The sequence below is a fragment of the Streptomyces radiopugnans genome (assembly GCF_900110735.1).
Classification (GTDB): Bacteria; Actinomycetota; Actinomycetes; order Streptomycetales; family Streptomycetaceae; genus Streptomyces; species Streptomyces radiopugnans.
Genome location: NZ_FOET01000004.1, coordinates 300,050 through 320,454 on the forward strand (window position 1 = coordinate 300,050; position 20,405 = coordinate 320,454).

The window sequence follows — 20,405 nt, forward strand, 5'->3', positions numbered from 1 at the left end:
GTCGAGCGGCTCTCTCCGTCCCGCCGGACCAGAGGACGGAGGTGACCCGGTGACCGAAGTGCTCCTCCTGCTCCTGGCACTGCTGCTGACCCTCGCCTGTGCCGTGTTCGTCGCGGCGGAGTTCTCGCTGACCACCGTCGAGCGCGGCGATCTGGAACGGGCCGTCGAGCGCGGCGAGCCGGGCGCCGACAGCGCGCTGAAGGCGGTGCGCTCCCTGACCTTCCAGCTCTCCGGCGCCCAGCTCGGCATCACCGTGACCGGCCTGATCATCGGCATGCTCTCCGAGCCCTCGACCGCACGGCTGCTGTCCGGCCCGCTGCGGGCGGCCGGACTGCCCGCCTCGGCGGCGTCCTCGGTGGCGCTGGTGACCGGCACGGCGCTGTCCACGGTGGTGCTGATGGTCGTCGGCGAGCTGGTGCCGAAGAACTGGGCGATCTCCCGGCCGCTGCCGGTCGCCCGCCGGGTCGGCGGCCTGCAGCGCGGCTTCAGCGCCGCCTTCCGGCCGCTGATCACCCATCTGAACAACACCGCCAACCGGGTCCTCCACCGGCTCGGCCTGGAGCCCACCGAGGAACTGGCCTCGGCACGCTCCCCGCAGGAGCTGGTCGCGCTCGCGCGCCACTCGGCGAAGGAGGGCGCCCTGGAGGCGGACACCGCGGAACTGTTCGTCCGCACCATCCGGCTCTCCGAGCTGACCGCGCAGAGCGTGATGACACCGCGCGTCCAGGTCACCGCGCTGGAGGAGAACACCACCGCGGAGGACATCGCCAACGCCGCCCGGGCGACGGGCCTGTCCCGCTTCCCGGTCTACCGCGGCAACCTCGACACCGTGGTCGGTGTCGCCCACGTCAAGGACGTGATCGCCGTCCCCGCCGGGCGCCGCGCCGGCCACCCGGTCACCAGGCTGCTGCGCGAGCCGGTGCTCGTGCCGGAGTCCCTCACCGTGGACCGGCTGCTGGACCGGCTGTCGGGGAAGAACAGCATGGCGGTGGTGATCGACGAGTACGGCGGCACCGCCGGGGTCGTCACCCTGGAGGACATCATCGAGGAGGTCGTGGGCGAGGTCCGCGACGAGCACGACCCGCTCGAAACTCCCGATCTGGTCCCGGCGGGCGCGGACGAGGAGGGCCGCACCGTCTACGACGCGGACGGCGCGGCCCGCACCGACCGGCTGGAGGAGATCGGCCTGCGCGCCCCGGACGGCCCGTACGAGACCCTGGCCGGGCTGATCGCCACCGAGCTGGGCCGCATTCCGGCCGTGGGCGACGTCCTGGAGGTCGCCGGATGGCGGCTGGAGGTCGTGGACGCGACCGGACGGCGGGCCGCCGGGGTGCGGCTGACCGCTCCGCCCGACCCCGGCGGCGGGGAGGACCACGACGGCGAACGCGGTGCCCACCGCGGCGCCGCCGGTGACCGCGGCCGGGACGGCCTGGCCGAGCCGGCCGACTGGGAACGGGACCCCCGCGACCGGGTCCACGACCGCGGTGGTGTCCAGAACCAGGAGGCGAGCCGATGACCGCCGTCCAACTGCTGATCGGCCTGCTGACGCTGGTCGCCAACGCCTTCTTCGTGGGCGCGGAGTTCGCCATGATCTCGGTGCGCCGCAGCCAGATCGAACCGCTCGCCGAGCGCGGCGAGAAGCGGGCGCGCAGCGTGGTGTGGGGGCTGGAGCACGTCTCGGCGCTGATGGCCTCCGCCCAGCTGGGCATCACCCTGTGCACACTGGTGCTGGGCGTGGTCGCCGAGCCCGCGATCGCCCACCTGCTGGAGCCGGTGTTCCACCTCGTGGGCGTGCCGGAGGGCCTGATCCATCCGATCGCCTTCGTGATCGCGCTGGCGGTGGCGACGTATCTGCACATGCTGTTCGGCGAGATGGTGCCGAAGAACATCGCGCTGGCGGCGCCCGAGCGCGCCGCGCTGCTGCTGGGACCGCCGCTGGTCGGCCTCACCCGGGCCCTGCGGCCGGTGATCTTCGGCGTCAACGCCCTGGCCAACGGTCTGCTGAAGCTGCTGCGGGTGGAGCCCAAGGACGAGGTCTCGGCGACCTACTCCGACGACGAGCTGGCCCGTCTGGTGGCCGACTCCAGCGAGGCCGGGCTGCTGGACGAGCGCGCGACGGAGCGGCTGCGCGACGCGCTGGAACTGGGCCGCCGCCCGGTCGTGGACGTCGTACGGCCCACCGACCGCGTCGTCTTCGCCCCGTTCGGCGTCACTCCCGAGGGGCTGGAGCAGCTCTCCGCGCGCAGCGGCTTCTCCCGCTTCCCCGTGGTGGACGGCCAGGGCAGGGCGCTGGGCTATCTGCACGTCAAGGACGCTCTCGACGCCGCGCACCGCGAAGCGCCGTTCCCAGTCGGGGCGCTGCGGCCGATCGCCCGGGTGCGGGCCACGACGCCGCTGGACGACGTGCTGGGCGCGATGCGCAGCAGCGGCACCCACCTCGCGGCGGTGATCGGCGCGGACGGGCGCGCGGTCGGGCTGGTCACCATGGAGGACGTGCTGCGCGAACTGGTGGGCCGCTGACGGCGGGCGGGGCGGCACCGCGAGCAGGTGCGTACCGCGAGAAGGCACGTACCGAGCGGTCGGTTACCATGTCCTGCGTCATGGACAGCGCAACCAACTCGCCCGCCCCGTCCGCCATCACCAGCTTCGTCGCCCTGGGAGACTCCTTCACCGAGGGCATGTCGGACCTGCTGCCGGACGGCGGCTACCGCGGCTGGGCCGATCTCCTGGCCGCCCGTCTCGCCGCGCGCACCGACGGCTTCCGCTACGCCAACCTGGCCGTGCGCGGCAAACTGATCCGGCAGATCGCCGAGGAGCAGGTGGACGTGGCCGCGGCCATGGGCGCGGACCTGGTGACGCTGGTCGGCGGCCTCAACGACGTACTGCGTCCCAAGTGCGACATGGACACGGTGTGCGGTCTGCTGGAGGAGTCGGTCGCCAAGCTCGCCCCCAACTGCCGCCATCTGGTGCTGATGCGCAGCCCCGGGCGGCGCGGGCCGGTGCTGGAGCGCTACCGGGCGCGCATGGAGCACCTCTTCGGCTTCATCGACGGTCTCGCCGAGCGGCACGGCGCCCTGGTGGTGGACCTGTACGGCTGCGACGCGCTGGGCGACCCGCGGATGTGGGCCGACGACCGGCTGCACCTGACCACCGAGGGGCACCGGCGGGTGGCCGAGGCGGTCTGGCAGCGGCTGGGGCACGAGCCCGAGACCGACTGGCACGCGACCCTGCCGCCCGCCGTCCTGCCCGGCTGGTACGCGCGCCGCGTCGCCGACCTGCGCTTCACCCGCCGCCATCTGCTCCCGTGGATCGGCCGGCGGCTGACCGGACGCTCCTCGGGCGACGGGCTGACGCCCAAGCGGCCCGACCTGGCGCCGCTGGCCCCGGCAGTGGACCGGGGACGGTACTCCGACGCCGACCTGACTGCGCTGGCCTGCGACGACACCCCGTAGAATCCCCGGGTGTGACTGACAAGCCGCGCATCCCGAACGTCCTGGCAGGCCGCTACGCCTCCGCGGAGCTGGCCCGACTGTGGTCCCCCGAGCACAAGGTGGTACTGGAGCGGCGGCTGTGGCTCGCCGTGCTGCGGGCCCAGAAGGACCTGGGCGTCGAGGTGCCGGAGCAGGCCCTGGCCGACTACGAGCGGGTGCTCCAGGACGTCGACCTCGCCTCGATCGCCGAGCGCGAGAAGGTCACGCGCCACGATGTGAAGGCGCGGATCGAGGAGTTCAACGCGCTGGCCGGGCACGAGCACGTGCACAAGGGCATGACCTCCCGGGATCTGACCGAGAACGTCGAGCAGCTCCAGGTCCGGTTGTCGCTGGAGCTGGTGCGCGACCGCGCGGTGGCCGCGCTGGCGCGGCTGGGACGGCTGGCGGCCGAGCACTCCGAGCTGGTGATGGCGGGGCGCTCGCACAACGTCGCAGCGCAGGCCACGACCCTGGGCAAGCGCTTCGCGACCGCCGCCGACGAACTGCTGGTGGCCCACGCGCGGCTGGAGGAGCTGCTGGCGCGCTACCCGCTGCGCGGCGTCAAGGGACCGGTGGGCACCTCCCAGGACATGCTGGACCTGCTGGGCGGGGACGGAGGCAGGCTGGCCGAGCTGGAGGAGCGGATCGCCTCGCACCTGGGCTTCGGCCACACCTTCACCTCCGTCGGCCAGGTCTACCCGCGCTCGCTGGACTACGAGGTGGTGACCGCGCTGGTCCAGCTGGCCGCCGCGCCCTCCTCCCTGGCCAAGACCATCCGGCTGATGGCCGGGCACGAGCTGGTGACCGAGGGCTTCAAGCCGGGCCAGGTCGGCTCCTCGGCGATGCCGCACAAGATGAACACCCGCTCCTGCGAGCGCGTCAACGGCTTCGCCGTCATCCTGCGCGGCTACGCCTCGATGGTCGGCGAGCTCGCGGGCGACCAGTGGAACGAGGGGGACGTCTCCTGCTCGGTGGTGCGCCGTGTCGCTCTGCCGGACGCCTTCTTCGCCCTCGACGGCCTGCTGGAGACCTTCCTGACGGTCCTGGACGAGTTCGGCGCGTTCCCCGCGGTCGTCGCCCGCGAGCTGGACCGCTACCTGCCGTTCCTGGCCACCACCAAGGTGCTGATGGGCGCGGTGCGGGCCGGGGTCGGCCGGGAGACGGCCCACGAGGCCATCAAGGAGCACGCGGTGGCCTCGGCGCTGGCGCTGCGCGAGGGGGCCGAGCGCAACGAGCTGCTGGACCGGCTGGCCGCGGACGAGCGCATCCCGCTGGACCGGGAGGGGCTGGACGCCCTGCTGGCCGACCGGCTGTCCTTCACCGGCGCGGCCGGTGATCAGGTCGCCTCGGTGGTGGCCCGGATCGAGGAGATCGCGAAGCGGTACCCGGAGGCCGCCTCCTACACACCCGGCGCGATTCTCTGACCCTGTCCCCGACTGCCGGAGGCGCTCCCGGGCAGAAGGCCCGGTGGAAGGACCGCGAGGGAGATCCATGTCCGGGAGGGCCATGTCCGAGGAGACCTCCGGCAGCACGATGTCCGGGGACGAGATGGAGGCGCTGCGCGCCCGTACCGTGCCGGATGTGGTCGCCGAGGGGCTGCGCGTCCTGTTCTGCGGGATCAACCCCGGGCTGACGACCGCCCGGCTGGGCCACCACTTCGCCCACCCGGGCAACCGCTTCTGGCCGGTGCTGCACGCCGCCGGCTTCACCCCCCGGCGGTTGAAGCCCTCGGAGCAGCACGAGCTGCTGTCGTACGGGCTGGGCATCACCAACATCTCGCCCCGCCCCACCGCCCGTGCCGACGAGTTGACGCCCGAGGAGTACCGCACGGGCGGGCGTGTGCTGGCCGAGAAGGTGGCGCGGCTGCGCCCGGAGTGGCTCGCGGTGGTCGGGGTGACCGCCTACCGGGCCGCCTTCGGGGACCGGAAGGCCCGGACAGGCCCTCAGCAGACGGCGATCGGCGGCGCCCGGGTGTGGGTGCTGCCCAACCCCAGCGGGCTCAACGCCCACTGGACGCTGGAGACGATGGCCGAGGAGTACGGCCGGCTGCGCGCCGCCGCGTTCGACGGCCCGTCCTGACGACGGCAGTCGGCCTGATTCTCCCGCGCGGCCGCCCGCCGTCAGGCGTCACGGCGGCGCAGCACGGCCAGCCCCGCACAGAGCGCCGCGACCGTCCAGGCGGCCATCACCGCCATACCGCCCCACGCGTCCAGTGGACCTTCCGGCACCGGATGGAGCACCTGTTGGCCGGCCCGGTCCGGCAGGAACCACGCTTCCTCGCCCACCACCGGGGATATCAGGAAGGCCGGCGGTACGAGCAGTCCCACCGCGACCGCCGTGCTCCGCACCGCGGTCGCGGTGCCGGCGGACAGCAGGGCCAGCAGCGCCAGGTAGATCCCGCAGCCGAACCCGGCCCGCAGCACCCCGGGATCCCCGAGGCCGGCCCCGTGCTCGCCCAGCAGCATCTGGCCGACCGCCACGGCGGCCAGGCCCGCGGGCAGGCCGACGGCGAGTGCGAGGCCGCCGACGGCGGCGAGCTTCGCACCGTGGAACGTCTCCCGGCGGGGCACGGCGGTCAGTGAGAGGCGGATGGTGCCGTGTCCGTACTCGCCCGCGACGGCCAGTACGCCGAAGCAGATCACGGCCACCTGGCCGAAGTTGAGGCCGAAGAAGGAGAAGGAGACCGGCTCGAAGCCGGGGTTGTCGCTCTCCGCATCCCCGAGAAAGGCGGTGACCAGTACCCCGACGCCGACCGTGGCGATCAGGACGGCCGACAGACCGCCCATCAACGAGGGCGTCGTGCGCACCTTGAGCCACTCCGACCGGAGTGCGGCGGTGAACGGTGTGTTCCGCACCCCTCACGCCTCCTTCCTCGTCCGGTAGCGCGAGGAGCGGACCGAGCGGCTGCTGGAGCACAGCCGGCTCGCCCGTGAACTGCATGATTCAATTATGAGGCGCTGCGCGCCGGAGCGAACGGCTTCCTGCTGAAGCGGGCGCGCCCCGCGGAGATCGTGCATGCGGTGCGGCTGGTCGCCGAAGGCGATTCGCTGCTCTTTCCCGCCGCCGTACGGCGACTCGCCGCGGGGCGCGGCAACGAGAGCGCCCGGCGGGTGCTGGAGCGGGCGGCGCTGACCGGACGGGAGCGGGAGGTGCTGCGGCTGATGGCCGGCGGGTTGTCGAACGCGGAGATCGCGGGTCGGCTGGTGCTGGGCGGCGAGACGGTGAAGTCCCATGTCAGTTCGGTGCTGGCGAAGCTGGGAGCACGCGACAGGACCCAGGCGGTGATCACGGCGTACGAGTCGGGCTTCATCACGCCGGGCTGAGCTGCGGGCCGCCGCGCCCGGCCTGCCGCGGGTCGGGCTCGGGCCGGTCGCAGACCCGCCCCGGGGCGGTGCCCGCCGTCCCCGAGCACCTCACCCGGCTCTCGCTCCTCCCGCGCTCACCGGATACGATCCGCCCACACATGCGCACTTCCCAGGAGGCGGACGTTGGGGCGGCTCACCGGCAGGGACCCCTCCCTGCTGCGCAGGATCAACTCCGCCGTCGTCCTGCGCGCGCTGCGCGCCGCCGACGGCCCACCGACGCTGTCCGATCTGGCCCAGGTCGCGGAGCTGTCCCGGCCGACGGTCGAGGGCGTGGTGGAGCAACTGGTGGAGGCCGGGCTGGCGGCCGAGGCCGCCGTCGCCTCCGGTGACGTCCGGCGGCAGGGACGGCCGGCGCGCCGCTACCGCTTCCGGGCCGAGGCCGGCCATCTGCTCGGTATCGAGATCGGCCCGCACCGGGTGGCCGCCGTCCTCTCCGACCTGTGCGGGCGGCGGCTGGGCACGGTCGGGCGCGCGGTCTCCGAACAGGCGACGGCCGACGAGCGGCTGGAGCGGGCGCGCGCCGTGGTCGCCGAACTGCTGCGCACCTGCGAGGTGCCGCGCAGCACCCTGCGCGCGGTGGGGGTGGGCAGCCCGGGGATCGTGGAGGCCGACGGCACGGTGCGGCTGTGCACGGCGCTGCCCGGCTGGACCGGCCTGCCGCTGGGCGAGCGGCTGCGGCGGTCCTTCCGCTGCCCGGTGCTGGTGGAGAACGACGCCAACGCCGCCGCGCTGGCCGAGCACTGGAAGGGCGCGGCCGTCGGCGTGGACGACGCGGTGTTCGTCCTGGCCGGGCTGAGCCCGGGCGCCGGCTCGCTGATCGGCGGGCGGCTGCACCGCGGATTCGGCGGCGCGGCCGGGGAGATCGGCGCACTGCACCTGCTGGGGCGTGAGGCCACCCCCGAACATCTGCTGTCCACGACCGGCGAGCCGCTGCACCCACTGGACGAGGCGGCGGTGGCGAGGGTCTTCGCGCTGGCGCGCGAGGGGGACGAGCGGGCACGGCAGGCCGTCGAGCGGTTCATACGGCGGCTGGTGCACGATGTGGCCGCGCTGGTGCTGGCCCTGGATCCGGAGCTGGTGGTCGTCGGCGGCTGGGCCACCGGACTGGACGGTGTGCTGGACCCGCTCCGCCGCGAGCTGGAGCGCTACTGCCTGCGGCCGCCGCGGGTCGCGCTGTCCCTGCTGGGCGGGGAGGCCATCGCGACCGGCGCGCTGCGGCTGGCGCTCGACCACGTCGAGGAGGAGCTGTTCACCGTGGAGGGCGCCGTCGCCCGCTGACGTCCCGCCACCGGGCGCGCGGCGCGTGGTTCAGCTCGCCAGCAGCGAGACCCCGGCGGAGTCGCCGAAGGTGAGGCGGCAGGTGTCGGCCCGGTAGGTGGAGAGCGCGACCGCGGCGGTGCCGCCCGCGGCGAGGTAGCGGGTGGTGACGACGAGGACGGGCGCGCCGGGCAGCCGGTCGAGCCGCCTGGCGTCCTCCGCCCGGGCGGAGCCGAGCTCCACGGCCCGGTCCTGGCCGCCCAGTTCGAGGCGGTTCAGCTCGCGGAGGACGGCACGGCCGCGGGCGGCTCCCGCCTCGGTCCCGATGCCGGACATCCCGGGCACCGAAGCGGCCGGTACGTAGAGCGTCTCGGTGGCGACCGCCTGGCCGTGGGCCATGCGGACGCGGTGGACGGCGTACACCGGCCGGCCGGCCTCCGCGCCGAGCGCCCCGGCCACCGCGACCGGCGGGGCGGTCTCCTCGCAGTCCTCGGTCTGCCAGGCGTCGCCCGGGGCGCCGGGCCAGCTGTGCCGGACGGGGTTCACGTCGACGCCGACGCGCGGCGGGGCGACGGTGGTGCCGACCCCGCGGCGGCGCTGGAGGCGGCCCTCCAGCTCGAGCTGCTCCAGGGCCTGACGGAGCGTGGCGCGGGCGACGCCGAAGCGCGCGGCGAGCTCCCGTTCGTTCGGCAGGATCTCCCCCACCGCGAACTCCGAGTCGAGCGCCTCCGACAGCACGGTCTTGAGGTGCCAGTACTTCGGCTCCGGCACCGTCTCCAGTCGCGTGGTCCCCACCCTTGCCTCCGCAGTCGCCGTGTTCCGTCGGAATTTATGCGCGCTTCTTTTTTAAAGGTTGTTGCGTATGCCGACCTTAGGGAGCGGCGGCCCATTTGGTCAAGACCAATCCGACCCGCTAGCGTGCCGAGCCGGGCCGCCGGGAAGCGGCTGCGGGAGCGACGAGAGATCGACGGGAACGGCAAGAGGGCGACGAGAGGGCGAGGGCGGGCATGGAGCAGCGGGTCACGGTCGTCACCGGCGGCAGCCGCGGAATCGGAGCGGCCGTCGCCCGGCGGCTGGCGAGGGACGGGCACCGCGTCGCGGTCGGCTACCAGCACTCCCGCGAGGCGGCCGAGGAGACGGCGCGGGCGGTACGCGCCGAGGGCGCCGAGGCGATCACCGTGCGGCTGGACACCAGTGTGGAGAGCGAGGTCGACGCCCTCTTCGAGGAGGCGGCCCGGCGGCTGGGCACGGTCACGGGCGCGGTCCTCAACGCCGGGATCACCGGCCCGCTGGGCCGTTTCACCGAGACCTCCACCGAGGTGATGCGCCGGGTGGTGGACGTCAACGTCATGGGCACACTGCTGTGCGCCCGGCGCGCGGCCCTGGCGATGTCCACGCGGTACGGCGGCTCCGGCGGCTCGATCGTCACCCTCTCCTCGTGCGCGGCCACGCTCGGCAGTCCCGGCGAGTACGTCCACTACGCCGCGGCCAAGGCGGCGCTGGACGCCATGACCGTCGGGCTCTCCAAGGAGCTGGGGCCCGACGGGGTGCGGGTGAACTCCGTCCAGCCCGGGGCGATCCTCACCGACATGCACGCCACGATGGGCGATCCGCAGCGGCCCTGGCGCAAGGCCGAGGTGATCCCGATGGGCCGCCCCGGAGAGCCGGAGGAGGTGGCGGGCGCGGTCGCCTGGCTGATGTCTCCGGAGGCGTCCTACACCACCGGGGCCGTGCTGCGGGTGAGCGGCGGAATTTAGCGGCGGCCGTGGGCGGCGGATCAGTGCGCCCGCGAACGGTGCGTCGGCCGGTGCGCCGGGCGGCCGGGCGGGCCCCGTACCGGTCGAGGGCGGTCCGGGGCCGGGCGGGTCATCCCGGATGCCCCCGGCCGGTGGTCCGCTCCGGCACGGGCACGCCTTCCCCGGGCTCCTCCGGTGCCGCCGGCGTCCCGGACGGTTCGGGTGACCCCGCCGATCCCTCCGGCTCCGGCGCGGCCGGGCGGCGGGCCAGGGCGCCCGCGCCCAGCGCGACCCCCGCCCCGACCAGCAGACTGCCGCCCGCCTGTGCCCAGCCGTAGGAGCCGGTGGCCACCAGCGGAGCGGTCAGCGCCGCGCAGACCGGGATGAGCCCGGAGAAGAGCGTGGCCCGCTCGGCACCGATGCGGCGGACGCCCGCGTACCAGCAGACGAAGCCGACCACCGTGACGACGACCGCCTGCCACAGCAGCGCCGCCGCCTCGGCCGGGTCCGGCATCCGCAGCCAGGCGCGGCCGTCGAGCACCACACCGAGCAGCGCGGCCTCCAGCGCCGCCAGGGCGCAGGCCGCCGCGGACAGCAGCCGGGCGCCCAGCGGGCGCACCAGGGGGACGGCGATCACCGCGAACCCCACCTCGCCCGCCAGCGCGGCGGCCGACCACAGCAGTCCGGCGGCGTCCGTGCGGCCCCAGCCCTGTACGGCCAGGGCGCCGGCCGCCACCAGCAGCGCCCCGTGGACCACCGGGCGCGCGGGCCGGCGTCCGTCCAGGGCGGGGACGACCACGGCCACGACGACCGGCGCGCAGCCGACCAGTACGCCGGGCACCGCGGGCTCGGCGGTCCGCTCGGCCGCCAGTACGGCGAGGTTGAAGCCGACCATCCCCACGGCGGCGAGCAGGGCGAGGCGCGCCCACTGGCGTGCCGTCAGCAGGCGCAGGGGAGCCTGCGCGCCGCGTCCGAGCAGCGGCAGGAGCAGCAGGCAGGCCAGGCCGTAGCGCAGGGCCTGGCCCCCGGCGTGGGGGTAGTCGCCGAGCACGCTGTTGGCGGTGAAGGATGCGCCGACCAGGCAGCAGGCGACGGCGGCGAGCAGGGCGCCGCGGCGGCGCGCGGCCGTGGAAGGGCCGGAGGAGGGGACGGAGGAGGGGGAGGTCATGAGATCGACGCTAGGAAGCGGTGCGGTCCGGTTTAAGGTCCACTTCCGTGACGGTTACGGGGACCACTTCCGGCGAAGACGGGGACCGGGGCGGGGACGAGGCGGGGCAGGGCGCGGAGCCGGGCGCCGGGCGCGGCGGGGGTGCGGCGTGGGGGCTGCTGCTCCCCGTCTCCTCGGCCCCGCCCCGGCAGCGCGGGCGCGCGCTCCAGGCCCGGCTGCGCGAGGCGGTGCGCTCGGGTCGGCTGGCGCCCGGCGCCCGGCTGCCCTCCAGCCGCGAACTCGCCGCCGACCTGGGGGTTTCCCGGGGCCTGGTCACCGAGGCGTACGAGCAGCTGACCGCCGAGGGCTATCTCACCAGCAGCCGGGGTTCGGGCACCTGGGTGGGCAGCGCCGTGCGCGACGCCCCGGCGGGTGCCCCGCCCGCCGGGGAGCGTACGGCACTGCCGGCCGTGGACTTCCGGCCCGGCTCCCCCGACCCGGCACTGTTCCCGCGTACCGCCTGGGCCGCCGCCCACCGCAGGGCGCTGGCCGGCCTGCCGCACAACGCCCTGGGCTACCCCGATCCGCGCGGGCTGCCCGAACTGCGGTCCGCGGTGGCCGCCCTGCTGACTCGGCGGCGCGGGGTGGCCGCCGATCCCGGGCGGGTGGTGATCTGCTCGGGCGTGGCGCAGGCGATGACGCTCCTGGCCCTCACCCTGAACGAACGCGGGAGGTGGACGGTGGCGGTGGAGGCTCCGGGAAGCTTCGAACACGCGGCGCTGTTCGCGGCGGCCGGGCTGCGCACCGTGCCGGTCGGCATGGACGCGGAGGGACTGCTCCCCGGGGAGCTGGCGGCCTCGGGAGCGCGGGCCGCGGTGCTCACCCCCTCACACCAGTTCCCGTCCGGCATCGCCTACTCCGCCGCTCGCCGCTCGGCGCTGCTGGCCTGGGCCCGCGACGTGGACGGGCTGCTGGTCGAGGACGACTACGACGGCGACTTCCGCTACGACCGGGCGCCCGTCGGCGCGCTCCAGGGGCTCGACCCCCGGCGGGTCGCCTACACCGGGTCGGTCAGCAAGTCCCTCGCACCGGGGCTCCGGCTGGGCTGGCTGGTGGCGCCGGACGCTCTGACCGGGGAGATCGTGGAGCGCAAGCGGACCATGGACCTGGGCCATCCGGTGCTGGACCAGGCTCTGCTGGCCGACTTCATCGCCCGCGGCGAGTACGACCGGCAGTTGCGCCGCTGCGGACGCGCCTACCGGCAGCGGCGCGACGCACTGCTGCGGGCCCTGGCGGAGCACATCGGGGGCACGGAGGTGACGGGGATCGCCGCGGGGCTCCACGTCATCGCCGCGCTGCCGCACCGGTGCGGCCCGCAGGAGCGCCTCCTCACCCGCGCGGCCCGGGCGGGGGTGGCGGTGCGGCCGCTGTCCGACTACCTGCCGCCGCGCCCGTCGTCCTCGCCGCCGGGGAGCGACGGCGAGGACGACGGGCGCGTGCGGCTGGTGCTGGGCTACGCCCATCTGACGCCGAACCGGATCGCGCACGGCGTACGGCTGCTGGCCGAGGCGGCCCTGAGCCCATGAGGAGGGAGGGCTCGCGAGGGGAGGAGAGGGCTTGTGAGGAAAAGCGGCCGCCCTCCCCCGGCCCGTCCGCGGTCTCACGCGGCCTCCCCCGAGTGCCGGACCGCCGTGCGCGCCCGAAGGGTCCGCCGCCGTGTCAGATCTCCAGCTCCGCCTCGATCCTGCGCAACTGGTGCCGGGCCATGGCGAGGTTCGCCCGCGTCTTGTCCAGGGCCAGGTAGAGGAAGAGGCCGTTGTTGCCGCGCCCCCTCAGCAGGCGGATCAGGTGGTACTGCCCGCCGAGGGTGATCAGGATGTCCTCGATCTCGTCCTTCAGGCCCAGCATCTCCATGGTGCGCACCTTGGCGCGGACCACGTCGGTGTTGCCGGCGGCGGCGACGTTCAGGTCGAGGTCCTTGCCCCCTCCGACGGTGCCCAGCGCCATGCCGCTGGTGTAGTCGACGAGGGCGGCTCCGAGGGAGCCCTCGATGGCGGTCATCGCTTCCTTGAGGGAGGTTTCGACGTTGGCCATGGCTGTCGCACTTCCTTTCCGCGTGCACCGCGGTGCACGTTCCGGTCTTTCGTTGACATATCGGGTGACCGCAGGCGGGTTCGCCCGCGGTGCGGGGCCGGGATGGCCGGGCGGGCGGCCGGGTGGCGCCGGTGGTCTCGGCTCGGCTCAGTCGTCCTCCGGCCGTTCGTCCGCGCCCGCGGCCAGGCGGGCGATGCGCGCTCCGGTCCGGCGGGCCTCCAGGTGGATCCGGCCCACGTTGGCGCGCGGCTCCGCCAGGACGGCCAGGACGGCGGCGGGGCCCGCCGCGTAGGCCGCGACGTAGCCCTTCTCCCCCCGTACCAGCAGTTCGCGGAAGTGCCCCCGGTCGGCGGTGTCCGCCAGCCGCAGCGCGTCGGCAAGGGCGGCGGCGGTGAGCGCCGCCAGGGCGGCGGCCTGTGTTCCGGGGGCGTCCTCGGCGAGCAGTACGCCCCCGGTGCCGACCGCGAGGGCACCGGTCAGATGGGGGACCCGGGAACGCAGCACGCGCAGCTCGCGCAGCACCTCCGGGTCGGCCGCGGCGGGCTGCCGCAGCCCGGCGAACTGCTTGAGCGCGCGCCTCACGGCAGGGCTCCGGGGCCGGCGGGAACGGTTCGGTGCATCACAGGCGCGCCTCCAGGGCATCGCGGATCCGGAGCAGCAGGGCGATGTCCGGGTCGGCGGACATCTCCGGGGTCCGGGCGGCGGACGCGGGGGACGGGAGCGGGAGGGACCCTGGCACCCGGGTCACCGGTGCCGACGGGGCCCGGGAGGGGGGCGCCGTCGCGGGGGCGGGCGTCCGGATGTGCCCGGCGGCGGCCAGCCGCCGTACGTCGATCAGCACGTGGAAGGCCGGGCGGCCGAGCCGGCGCGCGATGCCGGCGGGGGTGCGCACCCCGTCCGCCAGTTCCAGGACGGCCCACTGCCTGCGGGTCGGGGCGGGAGAGCCGGTCTCCCGCGTCCGGACCACCGGGGCGGTGTCCACCTCCGGGTGCGGCCACAGGTCCTCCAGCAGCCTTCTGCGGCGCAGGACCTCGCGCTGCAGGTCCCCGGCCGGGACCGGACGGACGGGCCCCAGCCAGTGGGAGAGGCCGCTGCGGAACCGGGCCGGTCCGCTGCCCGGGGCGAGGGCGAAGAAGGCCGCGTCGTACAGCGCGCCCAGGTGGTAGACCTCCAGCTCGCCCCGGGTCAGCCGGCCGTTGTCGACCAGGAAGCGTGCGACCTGCCGGCGGGCCCCCGCCCGCTCCACGGCCTCCCGCCACCCCTCGGCGGGGAGCCTGCCGCCGAGGGTGAGCAGCACCTCCAGCCCCGGGGAGACGGGGCTCTCCGCGTGGACCACCTCGCCGTCGCGCAGGTAGAGGGTCCCGTTGCCGCGCAGCAGCGCCCCGGTGGCCCGCCGCGCCGCGAGATGGCCGAGCATCGGGGAGAGGGCGGCCCTCACGCGAGCACCAGCCGCTCGCAGAGGTGGCGCAGGCGGATGCGGGCGAGGGCGAGGTTGCCGTCCTCCCGGTCGAGCCACAGATGGATGAAGAGGCTGCCGTCGAAGACCTGCTGCCCGATGAAGCGCAGCAGGTGGTAACCGTCGCGGGTGGTGACGATGAGGTCCTCGACCGGCTCTCCCGCACCGGGCTCCGCCTCCCTCCCCGGCTCCCCGTCGCCGCTTGCGCTCCTGGAGCCGCCGGGTCCGGCGAACGCGGTGTGCTCGGCCGCCGTGCGGGCGAGTTCGGCAGTCTCGGCGGCGGTCGTCTCGTGGTCTCCGCACGACGGCTCGCCCACCGCTCCGAGCGCGAGCCCGCTGGTCCAGTCGACCACGGCGGCGCCGCGGGCGCCGGGCAGTGTCATGGCCTCGAGCAGGCACTCGTCGATTCCGGGCACGCGCGGCTCCCCTCCTGCTCGACGCGCGGACGCACCCACCGGTGGTGCGGAAGTGACGATGAGATTACGCATCGTGTCACCCGTTCCGGGCACATTTGATCGATTCCGACCGTGGAAGCGACGTACTGTTCGAGTGGCAAATGAACTTGTCATTTTCACGTCGCTCTCCGCCCGCCTGCCCGGCGCCTGTTCCGGCGTCCGCTCCGGCATCCGCCCGGCGCGGGATGCCGGCGCGGACGGGCACCGCCGCGTTTACCCGGAACAGGTCGGCACGCGGCGGAGCGGTTCCCCTCCGTTCGCCTCGCGAGGCCACCATGACCGGCCGTACGACCCGCTCCGCCCGACGTTCAGGAGGCTGTCCGCCCATGGCACAACAGGAATCACCGGAGAGCGCCGCGCCCGCACGGCGCTCGGTTCTGCGCGGCACGCTGGCGGCCTCGGCCGCGCTGTCCCTGCCGGCCGCCGCGCTGGGACCGGCCGCCGCCCCCGCGCTGGCGCTGTCGGGGCGGCCGAGGGCCGGCTGGGGGGTGCAGACCGGGGACGTGACGGCCACGTCCGGCCTGGTGTGGGTGCGCTCGGACCGCCCGGCCCGGATGCTGGTGGAGACCTCCGCCACGGAGTCCTTCCGCAACGCGCGCCGCTGGCACGGTCCCCTGCTGGGGCCGGACACGGACTTCACCGGGACGACGGCGCTGCACGGACTGCCGCCGGGCCGGCAGATCCACTACCGGGTGGTACTGGCCGACCCCGACGACCCCCGGCGCACCGGCGAGCCGGTCCACGGCACCTTCCGCACCGCCCCCGCGCGGCGCCGGGACGGGGTGCGCTTCGTGTGGTCGGGCGACCTGGCCGGGCAGGGCTGGGGCATCAACCCCGACCGCGGCGGCTATCCGATCTTCGACGAGATGGCCCGGCTGGACCCGGACTTCTTCCTCTTCAGCGGCGACACCGTCTACGCCGACGGCCCGCTGGCCGAGACCGTGGCGCTGCCCGGCGGCGGTACGTGGCGCAACGTGGTCACCGAGGAGAAGGCGAAGGTCGCCGAGACCCTCGACGAGTACCGGGGCAACTTCCGCTACAACCTCATGGCCGAGTCGCTGCGGCGCTTCAACGCGCAGGTTCCCTCGATCGTGCAGTGGGACGACCACGAGGTGGTCAACAACTGGTATCCCGGCGAGATCCTCACCGACGCCCGCTACACCGAGCGGCGCGTGGACGTGCTGGCGGCCCGGGCCCGGCGGGCGTTCGGCGAGTACTTCCCCCTGTCCTCGCCGCGGCGCGACCGCGACGGGCGGATCTACCGGGTGGTGCGCCACGGCCCGCTGCTGGACGTCTTCGTGCTGGACATGCGCACGTACCGCAACGCCAACTCCCGCGGCCTTCAGACCTCCGACCCACAGGGTGTGCTGGGCGCGGAGCAACTGGCCTGGCTCAAGCGGGAGCTGGCGCGCTCGCGCGCGGTGTGGAAGGTGATCGCCTCGGACATGCCGCTGGGGCTGGTCGTCTCCGACGGCGCGGACGTCGAGGCGGTGGCGCAGGGCGACCCGGGCGCGCCGCTGGGGCGCGAGCTGCAGATCGCCGAACTGCTGCGGTTCGTCCGCGACCGGCGGATCACCGGCACGGTGTGGCTGACCGCGGACGTGCACCACACCTCGGCCCAGCACTACGACCCGGCGCGGGCGGCGTTCGGGGACTTCGCGCCGTTCTGGGAGTTCGTCACCGGGCCGCTGAACGCCGGGGCCTTCCCGGCGAGCGCGCTGGACGGCACCTTCGGCCCCGAGCGGGTCTTCGTCAAGGCGCCCGAGCGCGGCAACGTCCCGCCGAGCGAGGGTTACCAGTTCTACGGCCAGGTGGACATCGACGGCGACAGCGGCGAGCTGACGGTGCGGCTGCGCGAGGAGGGCGGCGCGGTGCTGTTCACCAAGGTGCTGCGTCCCGGTCTCGTGGGGCAGTAGGGCCCGGGCGTCCATGGGTCCGGCGCGCCACGGCGCGATACGGCGCAATACGCTGCGCCCATGGACGCGAGCGACGACCGCACGGACGACCCCGCGGCCGGCCTGACGTACGCCGGGGCGGGCGCCACCCGCGAGGGGGACCCGTCCGGCTACCCGCCGGGCTTCGGGCGGCTGCGGGTGCGCACCCGCCTCGGCTCGGGCCGGGAGGTCTTCCTGGCCGCCGGGCGGGCCGTGCTGACCTGGCGGATGCACCGGGCCATGGGCGTGGGGATGGCCACCGCCTCCCCGCGCGCCGAGCCCGGGGTGCGCGTGGTGGTGGGCCTGGGCACCGGAAGGCTGAGGATCCACGCGCCGTGCCGGGTGGTGTGGACGGCGGACGGCGAGCGGCGGGCGGGCTTCGGCTACGGGACGCTGCCGGGGCACCCGGAGAGCGGCGAGGAGGCGTTCGTCGTGGAACTGGACGACGACGGGGCGGTCTGGCTGGAGGTACGGGCCTTCAGCCGCCCCGAGGTGTGGTGGGCGCGGGCCGCCGGGCCGCTCGTCCCGCTGTTCCAGCGGCTGTACGCCCGGCGGTGCGGGGCGGTGCTGCGGAGGCTCTCCCGCGCCTCGCGCCGCCCCCGTGCCTGACGGAGCGCTCGGCGAAACCGGCGAAACCGGCGAAAAAGGGCATGGTTCCCAGAAGGCCCTTAACCCATCGGTCACAAACCGTTCGTGATCACGCAACACCGGTCGGCGAGAGTGGCCGCATGACCGAATCCTCCCCGCACCGCGCAGACCGCCGCACCGCTCGCCGCGCCCTCCGCCGCAGGGCCCGCGGCCCGCACCACTGGCGGCACGACCTGGTCGAACTGGCGGCGCTGTTCACGGCCGTGACCGTGGCCGACAGCATCGCCAAGACGGTGGCGCACGGGCCGGACGGCCCGGTGCTGCTGGTCCTGTCCGCCGCCGCCCTGCTGGCCACGGCCGGAATCCACACCTGGTGGGCGCGGCGCCACCACCACCCGCCGCCCGATCCCGGCGGAGGCCCGGCGGGCGGGGCGGACCCCACCGCCTCCGCGGCCTCCACCGCCTCCGCGGCCGCCTCGCAGGAGCCGCCGGTGCTGTGGCGGCTGCGCACCACCGTGCGGGAGGAGCCCGGATCGCTCGCCGCGCTGTGCACCGTCCTGGCGGAGCTGCGGGTGGACGTCATCGGGCTCCAGACGCATCCGCTGGGCGAGGTGACGGTGGACGAGTTCCTGCTGCGGGCACCCCGCGCACTGGAGGCCGCTGAGCTGGGCCGGGCGGTGGCCTCGGCGGGCGGACGGGACACCTGGCTGGAGCGGGCCGACGCACACGATCTGGTGGACACCCCCACCCGGGTGCTTGGCCTGGCCACCCGTACCGCGCTGGACAGTGCCGAACTCCCGCTCGCGCTCCGCCAGTTGCTCGGCCGCTGCACGATCCGCTCGGTGCCCTCCCGGACGGCGGGCGGGCAGCCGGGAGGGGAGCGGCGCGGGGAGGAGACCCCCGAGGACGGTGTGCTGGAGGGGACGGTGATCCGGATGCGCGATCCGCGCGGCGGGACGATCGTCGTGGAGCGCCCCCACCTGCCCTTCACCCCGACCGAGTTCGCCCGGGCCCGTGCCCTGGTCGAGCTGGACGCACGGCTGGACGCCCAGCCGGACCCCCGCCCTTCCGGAACCGCCGGGCCCGGCGCCGGCAAGGGGTCGGCGGGCCGGATGCCGCGCCGCCGTGAGACGCTCACGCTCCCGGAGGGGAACGAGATCACCGTACGGCGGGCGGACACCTCCGACCTGGAGGCCGCGCGCGCGATGCACCGGCGCTGTTCGGCGCGCACCCTGGCCGCGCGCTACCACGGTCCGGTCGGGGACGCCGACCGCTATCTGGACCACCTGCTCAGCCCCCGCTTCGGCCGCACCCTGGCGGCCGAGACGGCCTCGGGGAAACTGGTGGCGCTCGGCCACCTGATGTGGGACGGCGACGAGACGGAGGTGGCCCTCCTCGTCGAGGACGTCTGGCAGCGCCGCGGCATCGGCGCCGAACTGCTGCGCCGTCTGGTGGCGATGGCCGCCGAGGCGCGGTGCGAGAGCGTCTACGCCGTGACGCAGTCGCACAACACCGGCATGGTGGCGGCCATGCGCGGCCTGGGGCTGCCGCTGGACTACCAGGTCGAGGAGGGCACCCTGGTGATCACCGCCCGGCTCGTCCCGGTTCCGGCAGCCGTCGAGCCGGAGCCGCGCTGACGCCCGCGGCGCCGTTCCCGGCTCCCCCGACGCGGCGTTCGGCTCCGCCTCCGGTTCCCCGGACGGAGCCGAGCGCCGCGTCGAGGTCGTTCCACAGGTCCTCGACGTCCTCCAGACCGACCGACATGCGCAGCAGCCTCTCGCCGATCCCGCCGGTGCGGCGGTCGTCCTCGCCGATGATGCGGTGGCTGATGGACCCGGGGTGCTGGATGAGGGTGTCCACGCTGCCGAGGCTGACCGCCGGGGTGATCAGCCGGACTCCCGCGATCACCTCGTGCGGGTCCCCGTGCACCTCGAAGGAGACCATGGCCCCGCCCAGCCTCGGGTAGTGCACCCGGGCGATCCGCGGGTCGCCGGCCAGGCGCCGGGCCAGTTCCGCGGCCGTGGCCGACTGCGCCCGCACCCGCACCGGCAGGGTGGACAGGCCCCGCAGCAGCAGATAGCCGGCGAGCGGGTGGAGTACGCCGCCGGTGGCGAAGCGCACCTTCCGCAGCTCGCGGGCCGTCTCCTCGTCGCAGGCGACGACGCCGCCGAGGACGTCGCCGTGTCCGCCCAGGTACTTGGTGGCGCTGTGCAGCACGATGCGGGCGCCGTGCTCGACGGGCCGCTGCAGCACGGGCGTGGCGAAGGTGTTGTCGACCAGCAGCGGCACGGAGCCGCAGGAGTGCGCCACGGCCTTCAGGTCGATTTCGGCCAGGGTGGGATTGGCCGGTGTCTCCACCATCACCAGGCCGGTGTCGGGGCGTATGGCGTCGGCGATGCCGGCCGGATCGGTCCAGGTGACCTCGGTGCCCAGCAGCCCGGCGGTGAGCAGGTGGTCGCTGCAGCCGTACAGCGGCCGGACCGCGACGACGTGCCGCAGCCCCTGGGCGGCGCGGGCCAGGAGAACCGCGGTGAGGGCCGCCATGCCGCTGGCGAAGGCGACGCCCGCCTCCGCGCCCTCCAGCCGGGCCAGGGCCGTCTCGAAGCGCGCCACGGTGGGGTTGCCGAGCCGGGCGTAGACCGGCGGGCCCTCCAGCTCGGCGCCGGTGGCGGCGAACTCGTCCAGCCGGGCGGCCTCGGCCCGGCTGTCGCGGGAGGGGTAGGTGGTGGACAGGTCCAGGGGGGCGGCGTGCAGGCCGAGGGCGGCGAGGTCCTCGCGTCCGGCGTGCACGGCCTCGGTGGCCAGCGTTCGGGTGGCGGCCAGCGGTGTCGTGTCCATGCTGTCCTGGTGGGTCATGCGGTGATGCTGAACAACTACCGGCGTGTAGCGGAAAACAGCCGTGC

At 75.0% G+C, this 20,405-nt stretch carries 19 protein-coding genes and 1 pseudogene; 12 read left to right on the plus strand and 8 right to left on the minus strand.

The features are described 5' to 3' along the window. The first annotated feature begins 49 nt into the window (after window positions 1-49). From BMY40_RS11580 to mug, 5 genes are all read left to right on the plus strand, one after another. Complete coding sequence (locus BMY40_RS11580) at window positions 50-1,516, plus strand: hemolysin family protein (protein ID WP_093658344.1); 1,467 nt, start codon at window positions 50-52, stop codon at window positions 1,514-1,516. Next, a complete protein-coding gene (locus BMY40_RS11585) occupies window positions 1,513-2,520 on the plus strand; it encodes a hemolysin family protein (protein ID WP_093658346.1) in 1,008 nt (335 codons plus the stop codon). The genes BMY40_RS11580 and BMY40_RS11585 overlap by 4 nt, the downstream gene beginning before the upstream one ends. An 80-nt stretch (window positions 2,521-2,600) precedes the next feature. Continuing rightward, window positions 2,601-3,452 (plus strand): SGNH/GDSL hydrolase family protein, encoded by an 852-nt coding sequence (locus tag BMY40_RS11590; protein WP_093658608.1) that lies wholly within the window; start codon window positions 2,601-2,603, stop codon window positions 3,450-3,452. Window positions 3,453-3,463: 11 nt separating this feature from the next. Continuing rightward, entirely contained in the window at window positions 3,464-4,894 is a 1,431-nt protein-coding gene (gene purB / locus BMY40_RS11595) for an adenylosuccinate lyase (RefSeq protein ID WP_093658348.1), read from the plus strand. Between the two features lie 82 nt (window positions 4,895-4,976). Then, a complete protein-coding gene (gene mug / locus BMY40_RS11600; protein ID WP_425443100.1) occupies window positions 4,977-5,549 on the plus strand; it encodes a G/U mismatch-specific DNA glycosylase in 573 nt (190 codons plus the stop codon). A 41-nt stretch (window positions 5,550-5,590) separates the two neighbouring features. Here mug and BMY40_RS11605 read toward each other — a convergent pair whose 3' ends face one another. After that, window positions 5,591-6,325 carry an ABC-2 transporter permease gene (locus BMY40_RS11605; protein WP_093658350.1) on the minus strand — a complete coding sequence of 245 codons (735 nt, stop codon included), beginning with the start codon at window positions 6,323-6,325 and terminating at the stop codon, window positions 5,591-5,593. A gap of 93 nt (window positions 6,326-6,418) precedes the next feature. Between BMY40_RS11605 and BMY40_RS11610 the strand changes: the two are divergent. Further along, a pseudogene (locus BMY40_RS11610) lies at window positions 6,419-6,793 on the plus strand (helix-turn-helix transcriptional regulator); the annotation flags it as partial. Window positions 6,794-6,958: 165 nt separating this feature from the next. Further along, complete coding sequence (locus BMY40_RS11615) at window positions 6,959-8,113, plus strand: ROK family protein (protein ID WP_093658352.1); 1,155 nt, start codon at window positions 6,959-6,961, stop codon at window positions 8,111-8,113. Window positions 8,114-8,143: 30 nt separating this feature from the next. Here the strand turns inward: BMY40_RS11615 and BMY40_RS11620 are convergent, their stop codons facing one another. Further along, the gene (locus BMY40_RS11620; protein WP_093658354.1) at window positions 8,144-8,887 is read right to left on the minus strand and encodes a GntR family transcriptional regulator; all 744 of its coding nucleotides are present in this window, start codon (window positions 8,885-8,887) and stop codon (window positions 8,144-8,146) included. Window positions 8,888-9,099: 212 nt separating this feature from the next. Between BMY40_RS11620 and BMY40_RS11625 the strand changes: the two genes are divergently transcribed. Then, window positions 9,100-9,849 (plus strand): SDR family oxidoreductase, encoded by a 750-nt coding sequence (locus BMY40_RS11625; protein WP_093658356.1) that lies wholly within the window; start codon window positions 9,100-9,102, stop codon window positions 9,847-9,849. Window positions 9,850-9,958: 109 nt separating this feature from the next. On the opposite strand, the gene BMY40_RS11630 is transcribed toward BMY40_RS11625, so the two are convergent. Then, the gene (locus BMY40_RS11630) at window positions 9,959-10,996 is read right to left on the minus strand and encodes an EamA family transporter (RefSeq protein WP_093658358.1); all 1,038 of its coding nucleotides are present in this window, start codon (window positions 10,994-10,996) and stop codon (window positions 9,959-9,961) included. Between the two features lie 47 nt (window positions 10,997-11,043). Between BMY40_RS11630 and pdxR the strand changes: the two genes are divergently transcribed. Continuing rightward, window positions 11,044-12,561 (plus strand): MocR-like pyridoxine biosynthesis transcription factor PdxR, encoded by a 1,518-nt coding sequence (gene pdxR, locus BMY40_RS11635; protein WP_425443101.1) that lies wholly within the window; start codon window positions 11,044-11,046, stop codon window positions 12,559-12,561. 133 nt (window positions 12,562-12,694) lie between these two features. Here pdxR and BMY40_RS11640 read toward each other — a convergent pair whose 3' ends face one another. From BMY40_RS11640 to BMY40_RS11655, 4 genes are all read right to left on the minus strand, one after another. Next, window positions 12,695-13,069, minus strand: a complete 375-nt coding sequence (locus BMY40_RS11640) for a hypothetical protein (RefSeq protein WP_093658362.1) — start codon at window positions 13,067-13,069, stop codon at window positions 12,695-12,697. 147 nt (window positions 13,070-13,216) lie between these two features. Then, window positions 13,217-13,651: a roadblock/LC7 domain-containing protein gene (locus BMY40_RS11645; RefSeq protein WP_093658364.1), complete on the minus strand. Its 435-nt coding sequence runs from the start codon at window positions 13,649-13,651 to the stop codon at window positions 13,217-13,219. Window positions 13,652-13,688: 37 nt separating this feature from the next. Beyond that, window positions 13,689-14,486: a DUF4388 domain-containing protein gene (locus tag BMY40_RS11650; protein WP_093658612.1), complete on the minus strand. Its 798-nt coding sequence runs from the start codon at window positions 14,484-14,486 to the stop codon at window positions 13,689-13,691. 17 nt (window positions 14,487-14,503) lie between these two features. Beyond that, a complete protein-coding gene (locus tag BMY40_RS11655) occupies window positions 14,504-14,941 on the minus strand; it encodes a roadblock/LC7 domain-containing protein (RefSeq protein ID WP_093658365.1) in 438 nt (145 codons plus the stop codon). A gap of 365 nt (window positions 14,942-15,306) precedes the next feature. Here BMY40_RS11655 and BMY40_RS11660 point away from each other — a divergent pair, with 365 nt between their 5' ends. From BMY40_RS11660 to BMY40_RS11670, 3 genes are all read left to right on the plus strand, one after another. Continuing rightward, window positions 15,307-16,896, plus strand: a complete 1,590-nt coding sequence (locus BMY40_RS11660; protein WP_093658367.1) for an alkaline phosphatase D family protein — start codon at window positions 15,307-15,309, stop codon at window positions 16,894-16,896. A gap of 60 nt (window positions 16,897-16,956) precedes the next feature. Next, window positions 16,957-17,523 carry a DUF1990 domain-containing protein gene (locus BMY40_RS11665; protein ID WP_093658369.1) on the plus strand — a complete coding sequence of 189 codons (567 nt, stop codon included), beginning with the start codon at window positions 16,957-16,959 and terminating at the stop codon, window positions 17,521-17,523. A gap of 119 nt (window positions 17,524-17,642) precedes the next feature. After that, window positions 17,643-19,139 carry a GNAT family N-acetyltransferase gene (locus tag BMY40_RS11670; RefSeq protein WP_093658371.1) on the plus strand — a complete coding sequence of 499 codons (1,497 nt, stop codon included), beginning with the start codon at window positions 17,643-17,645 and terminating at the stop codon, window positions 19,137-19,139. Here BMY40_RS11670 and BMY40_RS11675 read toward each other — a convergent pair. After that, window positions 19,087-20,358: a trans-sulfuration enzyme family protein gene (locus BMY40_RS11675; RefSeq protein WP_245770017.1), complete on the minus strand. Its 1,272-nt coding sequence runs from the start codon at window positions 20,356-20,358 to the stop codon at window positions 19,087-19,089. The two genes, BMY40_RS11670 and BMY40_RS11675, sit on opposite strands and share 53 nt — an antisense overlap. Window positions 20,359-20,405 lie beyond the last annotated feature (47 nt).